The organism is Bacillus sp. GMa5/1, assembly GCF_050172015.1.
Classification (GTDB): Bacteria; Bacillota; Bacilli; order Bacillales; family Bacillaceae_G; genus Bacillus_A; species Bacillus_A cereus.
The window spans coordinates 1-6,018 of record NZ_JBNLYC010000216.1 but is presented as its reverse complement, the minus strand read 5'-3'; the positions used below and the strand labels follow the sequence as shown (position 1 = coordinate 6,018).

Sequence of the window (6,018 nt, the reverse complement as noted above, 5' to 3'; positions counted from 1 at the left end):
AGGCTCCATACAGTTAAAGTAATGTGATTTTTGTGTCGCGTATATAAATAATATGCGAAGAGGTGAGAGAGTTAAAATGAGAACTCGTATTGAAAGAACTGAAGAGGTGGTAGAGCAACTTCCGTTGGTAAGTGTATTAATTCCTACGTATAATCGTCCTCGTTACTTTGAAAAGGCGCTATGTAGTGTGTTAGAACAAACGTACCCTAATATAGAAATTATAGTTGGAGATGACAGCACGAATGATGAAACAGAAAAAGTGTTACAAAAATACTTATGTGATCATTCAAATATTATTTATATAAAAAATAGATCAACTCTCGGACAATTTGAAAATGCGCTAATGTTATTTAATGAAGCGAACGGTGAATATATAAATTTTTTAATGGATGATGATGTATTTCATGTGAATAAAATTGAAAAAATGATGAAGTATTTTTTCGATGATTTAGATAATGAAATTAAGCTTGTAACATCTCATCGTCAAGTCATTGATGATAAAGGGAAAGAGCTACGACATATTTATTCGACTGTCCGTTTATTTGAAGAGGATACCATTATAGCGGGAACAGAATTAGGAAATAAGGTAATTGTGGATCAAAAAAATTATATTGGAGAACCGACAACAGTTTTATTTCGTAAAAATGATTTACAAGAACCGTTTGGGATTTTTGATAAGAGGCGGTATTTATGTAACGTAGATATAGCTTCATGGTTATCTTTATTAAGTAAAGGAAAAGCTGTATATATAGCAGAGACACTTAGTTACTTTCGATTACATCCAGATCAACAGTTAAATGAATCTAATAAAATGATGGATGGGTTAGAAGATTTTTCACACAGTATTATAGCAGGAGAACAATATGGTTTCTTATCCACTGAAAAAGAGTTAGACAAAGCGATAACTAATTTTCTAGATTATGCAAGAAGGATAGTTCCATCATCAATATTATATACATTAGACTATTACCAAAAAATTAGAGCGAAGAAAATAAACATAGAAAAGAAAAAACAACATATAAATAATAATTCTTCTTTACCGAAAGTAAGTATACTTATTCCTGCATACAATAGACCTTATTACTTGGAATTAGCACTCAACAGCGCTTTGAATCAAACATATGAAAATATTGAAATTATTATTTCTGACGACAGTACAAATGATGAAGTCAATGCTATGATTCAACCGTACTTACGTGAATATGAGTGTATTACATATGTTAAAAATGAAACGCCGTTAGTTGCCGAAAACTTTAATAAGTGTGTAGAACTTGCGAATGGGGACTATATAAACTTTTTATTAGATGATGATTTATTTCATCATGAAAAGATCGAGAGAATGATGAAATACTTTTTGACGTTAGAAAATATTTCATTTGTGACGTCATATCGTGAACTGATTGATGAGAATGGAGAGATATTACCACCTTCAACATTAAATATGAAAATCGCGAAAGAAACTACACTTTTTGAAGGAAAAGAATTAGGAAATTATATGTTAAAAAACTTGAAAAATGTAGTTGGTGAGCCGACAACAGTTTTGTTTAATCGGGATTTGTTTGACGGGAAGTTTGGATATTTTAAAGGAAAGGCTTATTCTGCTATTAATGACATTGCAACTTGGCTAGATATGATGAGGAAAGGAAAAGTAGTTTATATACATGAACCTCTTAGTTATTTTAGACAGCATAGTGGACAAAATCAAAAACAAATGCATTTTATTTTAATGACAATTGAAGAGTGGATTGAATTAATTATAGATGCATATAATAGTGGGTTTTTAAGCTCCGAAAGTGAGTATAAAGAGAGTTTATCTTATTGTTTAGAAAATGCGGGATTTATAGTTAAGGATGCAGTAAGAAATGGCGAACTAGATCAAATTTATAATGAAAAGATAAAAAAAGGCTTAAACAAGTTAGTTGCTCATATGTTCGAGAAAGAATGTTGTTATTGCCAATATTGCAATCAACAATTTGAAAAATTTTCACCTTGGCCAGCACATTATGATTTTCCGAAATATAAATTTGAAATGTGGAATAAAGATACAGGGATATGTCCAGTTTGTAATTCGATGGATCGTGAAAGATTGTACCGTGCGTACATTGAAACGGAAACGGACTTGTTAAATAGAAAATATACTATGCTTCATATTGCACCTGAAGCAAAGTTAAGAGATTGGTTTAACGAGTATAAAAATATTACGTATGTATGTGGTGACTTAGAACCAAAGGATCCATTAATGAAGGAAATTGATGTTACAAGGATTACATATGATAGTAATACTTTTGATGTAATAGTATGTAGCCATGTGTTAGAACACGTTCCTGATGATGACAAAGCAATGCGAGAGTTATATAGAGTGTTAAAGCCAAATGGATGGGGAATTATTCAAGTACCGATCGTAATGAATGTAGATTTTATTATAGAGAATGAATTAATTGTAACACCACAATTGAGGAAATTAGCTTTTGGTCAAGAAGATCATGTGAGAATTTACAATCAATCGGGATTTATTCAACGATTAATGAATGCAGGATTTAAGGTAGAATTATATAACATAGCGGAAAAACAAGGAATGAAAAGTGCTAGGAAATTTGGATTATCTGAAACAGATATGCTCTATATTGTCCGAAAATGATAGGAAGGAATAGATAGATATGGAGAATATTCCTTTTTTACGTGTTTCAACTGTACCTGTAAGTGAGTATTTGGACGAATTGAAGGAAATTGATACATCTCACATATATACGAATTATGGACCTATAAATCAACGTTTTGAGGAAACAATTATGTCGTCATTTTTTCAAAACAGGGGGGCTGTTACAACAGTAGCAAACGCAACGTTAGGGTTAATGGCGGCTATTCAACTAAAGAAAAGAAGAAAGGGAAAGTATGCTCTCATGCCTAGCTTTACATTCCCTGCGACTGCCTTAGCCGCTATTTGGTGTGGATTGGAACCTTACTTTATTGATATTTCAATAGATGATTGGTATATGGATAAAACCGTACTTTTGGATAAGATAGAAGAATTAAAAGAAGAGGTTGCGATTGTTGTCCCGTACGCCACTTTTGGATCATGGATGAACTTAGAAGAATATGAAGAATTAGAGAAGAAAGGGATTCCGGTTGTCGTAGATGCGGCGCCGGGATTTGGTTTAATGAATGGAGGGGTGCATTACGGTCAAGATTTTAGTGGAATGATCGTATATAGCTTTCATGCAACAAAGCCTTTCGGAATTGGTGAAGGAGGGCTCATATATAGTAAAAACGAAGAAGATATACAACGTATTAAAAGAATGGGGAATTTCGGATTTGATAAAAATCGTGAATGCACGATGATGGGGTTTAATTGTAAAATGTCTGAATACGCAGCAGCTATTGGGATTGCGACTATAAAAAAGTGGGATCAAAAATTAAAAGAACGCACCCGTATTTCTGAATGGTATAAACAGTTGTTACAAAATACTGGGTTAATGAAAAAAGGGTGGAAAGTCCAAAAGACAGAAGCAGTTATTCACCAATTTATGCCTATCATTTGTCCAGAAGAAGTTCGCAACATACAAGTAATAGAAGAACTGAAAAAACAGAAAATAGAAGCTAGATTATACTTTTCACCATCTTGCCACCAACAAGTTCTTTTTAAAAACTATAAGTCGACAGATTTAACAAAAACGAATAAAATAGCAAAACGAATCGTAAGTTTACCTTTATGGGAAGGAATGACGAAAGAACTAGTAGAGCAAATTGTAATCTGTTTAGAGCAGAAGGTGGTGTCGGTAGATGAATAGTTTTTATAGTCAAGAAGAACTAAAGAAAATTGGATTTTTATCTGTTGGGAAAAATGTATTGGTTAGTAAAAAAGCAAGTATATATAATCCGAGTGCTATATCAGTTGGCAATCATGTAAGAATTGATGATTTTTGCATTTTAAGTGGTAAAATCACAATTGGAAGTTATTCGCACATATCAGCGTATACAGCGTTATATGGAGGGGAAGTTGGGATTGAAATGCATGATTTTGCAAACATCTCAGCTAAAACAATCGTATATGCAGTACTTGATGATTTCAGTGGAAATACATTAATGGGGCCAACCGTCCCGAATCAATATAGGAATGTGAAAGCAGAAAAAGTTATTTTTAAAAAACATGTGATTATTGGTGCTAATTCTATTATTTTTCCAAATGTAACGGTAGGAGAAGGTACGGCAGTCGGTGCGATGAGTATGGTAAAAGAGAGTTTAGATGATTGGTATATTTACGCTGGAGTTCCCGTAAGGAAAGTAAAACCTCGTCAAAAAAAGATGCTAGAGTTAGAAATTGATTTTTTAAAAAGCATTCATTCTTAACAAAAAAGAATGAATGCTTTTTATTTTTATCCCGCTATTTGCCGATAAAGAGTCGACTTGTGAGGGCTAATCAAAGTTTCACTTTATGATAGAGCAGAGTGTATCTTAATTTATTATGTTTTAAATTTTGCTGACCAAGGCAATACTGAGCCATAGTGAATGTAAAGTTGGAGGGCGAGCGTATATGTTTGATGAGGATGGGATTGTTTTAATTATGGAACCAGCTGATGAAAGAAACTTGAGGAGATTTATTTTTTCAGTGCCAAAGTCAGTATATGAAAAGAAGGGGCTTACATTACACTATGGAACAGCTATAGGACAAGGGTATATGGATATAATTGAAGATATTATAAGCGTACATATAGAAATAGATGTTGTAACGATAATAGGGCATGTAAGAGGGTAAATAGCTATTTGAAAAAGGTTATAAACAATTTAGCTAGAAGTTATGTATAGAGAAAATTACAGACAATTATAAGGACGAAGGGGGTCTAAAATGAAAATAAAATCAATTGTATTAGTATTCATAGTTTCAATTGGTTTAATGGGATGTTCAATAGTGGAAGAAGGAAAGAACTCCATAGATTATGCTCAAAAGGCGACAGACTATGTAAATGAAATAAGTGCATTTGCAAATGATGCACCAGCATTAGCAGAAAAGGCCGTTAATGATAGCGAGGCTCGAAAAGAATTAGAAACGAAGCTTAGTGAAATTAAACAAGATATACCCGCATTCAATGAATTAACGCCACCTGATGTAGCAAAGGATCTTCATCAACAAATCGTCGGATATAACGAAAAGTTAAATACGTTAATTGATACGGCGAAGACAAAGATAGAAGAAGGCAAAGTGGATGTAGAGCAATTTAAAAACTCTGAGCTTATGCAGACGGTAGATCAAGTTCGAGATTTGAAAGATAAAGTGCAAAATTTAGGTCAATAGTAAAAAGCTCCGTTTGTGATAAACGGAGCTTTTTGTATAAGTGATTACTTAATAAAATACACCACAACACCCATTAAAATGATAGTATTCCCAATTACTTTTCTTTTTGTTACTTTTTCACCTAAAAAATACCAACCGAAAATTAATATGATGATATAACTTAATGATTCTAATGCAGAGACTTGATTTATTGTCAGTCCCTTTAAGGCGATAATATTGAATCCTGCGTTAAGTACAAATAAAGAGTAACCGATGATTACATATGGATTTACATATTCTTTTAATTTAGAATCATATTGCTGTAAAGTAGCCTTTTTTAATAAAATTTGTGAGTAATTGGCCAATACGATTCCAAAGATCAATAACAACATATAACTATTCATCTTTTGTCACCACCACAATTCCGACGATAATAATAGCCGCACCAAGTAAATGATTCCACTGTATCGTATCTCCAAATAGAACTACTGACCAAAGCATTGACCACAGTATAATAATTCCGCGATGTGAATATGCTTTTGATATTTCGAAATGCTTAATTACTTGTTGCCATAAAATTGCATATCCGAATAAAAGTACAACTAGTCCGAAATAAGCAATAAAAAATGAGATGGAAGCAATGGGAAACTTAGCTGCCCATTTCATGTAAACCACAATGATAGAATATATCAAAAAAGCTACATGTAAAAATACGTAATTTTTAATAGTTGGTTTCATTTATTCACTCT

The 6,018-nt window shown here is 32.6% G+C and carries 7 protein-coding genes; 5 read left to right on the top strand and 2 right to left on the bottom strand.

Annotated elements, in window-relative coordinates; all coding sequences use genetic code 11:
- Positions 1-76: 76 nt before the first annotated feature.
- From ACQGSG_RS25725 to ACQGSG_RS25705, 5 genes are all read left to right on the top strand, one after another.
- The gene (locus ACQGSG_RS25725) at positions 77-2,638 is read left to right on the top strand and encodes a glycosyltransferase (RefSeq protein ID WP_098645166.1); all 2,562 of its coding nucleotides are present in this window, start codon (positions 77-79) and stop codon (positions 2,636-2,638) included.
- Positions 2,639-2,657: 19 nt separating this feature from the next.
- A complete protein-coding gene (locus tag ACQGSG_RS25720; protein ID WP_426948324.1) occupies positions 2,658-3,788 on the top strand; it encodes a DegT/DnrJ/EryC1/StrS family aminotransferase in 1,131 nt (376 codons plus the stop codon).
- Entirely contained in the window at positions 3,781-4,347 is a 567-nt protein-coding gene (locus ACQGSG_RS25715; RefSeq protein ID WP_075720015.1) for an acyltransferase, read from the top strand. Before ACQGSG_RS25720 ends, ACQGSG_RS25715 begins: the two co-directional genes overlap by 8 nt.
- Positions 4,348-4,531: 184 nt before the next feature.
- Positions 4,532-4,753 carry a hypothetical protein gene (locus ACQGSG_RS25710; protein WP_000459099.1) on the top strand — a complete coding sequence of 74 codons (222 nt, stop codon included), beginning with the start codon at positions 4,532-4,534 and terminating at the stop codon, positions 4,751-4,753.
- A gap of 90 nt (positions 4,754-4,843) precedes the next feature.
- Positions 4,844-5,290 carry a DUF6376 family protein gene (locus ACQGSG_RS25705; RefSeq protein ID WP_000695229.1) on the top strand — a complete coding sequence of 149 codons (447 nt, stop codon included), beginning with the start codon at positions 4,844-4,846 and terminating at the stop codon, positions 5,288-5,290.
- Between the two features lie 44 nt (positions 5,291-5,334).
- Here the strand turns inward: ACQGSG_RS25705 and ACQGSG_RS25700 are convergent, their stop codons facing one another.
- The gene (locus tag ACQGSG_RS25700) at positions 5,335-5,673 is read right to left on the bottom strand and encodes an EamA family transporter (protein ID WP_001089876.1); all 339 of its coding nucleotides are present in this window, start codon (positions 5,671-5,673) and stop codon (positions 5,335-5,337) included.
- Positions 5,666-6,007: an EamA family transporter gene (locus ACQGSG_RS25695; protein ID WP_000805132.1), complete on the bottom strand. Its 342-nt coding sequence runs from the start codon at positions 6,005-6,007 to the stop codon at positions 5,666-5,668. The genes ACQGSG_RS25700 and ACQGSG_RS25695 overlap by 8 nt, the downstream gene beginning before the upstream one ends.
- Positions 6,008-6,018 lie beyond the last annotated feature (11 nt).

Bases quoted from the DNA above. Each gene is read 5' to 3' on its own strand.
- ACQGSG_RS25700 (WP_001089876.1), bottom strand. From the start codon at position 5,673: ATGAATAGTTATATGTTGTTATTGATCTTTGGAATCGTATTGGCCAAT.
- ACQGSG_RS25710 (WP_000459099.1), top strand. From the start codon at position 4,532: ATGTTTGATGAGGATGGGATTGTTTTAATTATGGAACCAGCTGATGAA.
- ACQGSG_RS25725 (WP_098645166.1), top strand. From the start codon at position 77: ATGAGAACTCGTATTGAAAGAACTGAAGAGGTGGTAGAGCAACTTCCG.
- ACQGSG_RS25715 (WP_075720015.1), top strand. From the start codon at position 3,781: ATGAATAGTTTTTATAGTCAAGAAGAACTAAAGAAAATTGGATTTTTA.
- ACQGSG_RS25705 (WP_000695229.1), top strand. From the start codon at position 4,844: ATGAAAATAAAATCAATTGTATTAGTATTCATAGTTTCAATTGGTTTA.
- ACQGSG_RS25720 (WP_426948324.1), top strand. From the start codon at position 2,658: ATGGAGAATATTCCTTTTTTACGTGTTTCAACTGTACCTGTAAGTGAG.
- ACQGSG_RS25695 (WP_000805132.1), bottom strand. From the start codon at position 6,007: ATGAAACCAACTATTAAAAATTACGTATTTTTACATGTAGCTTTTTTG.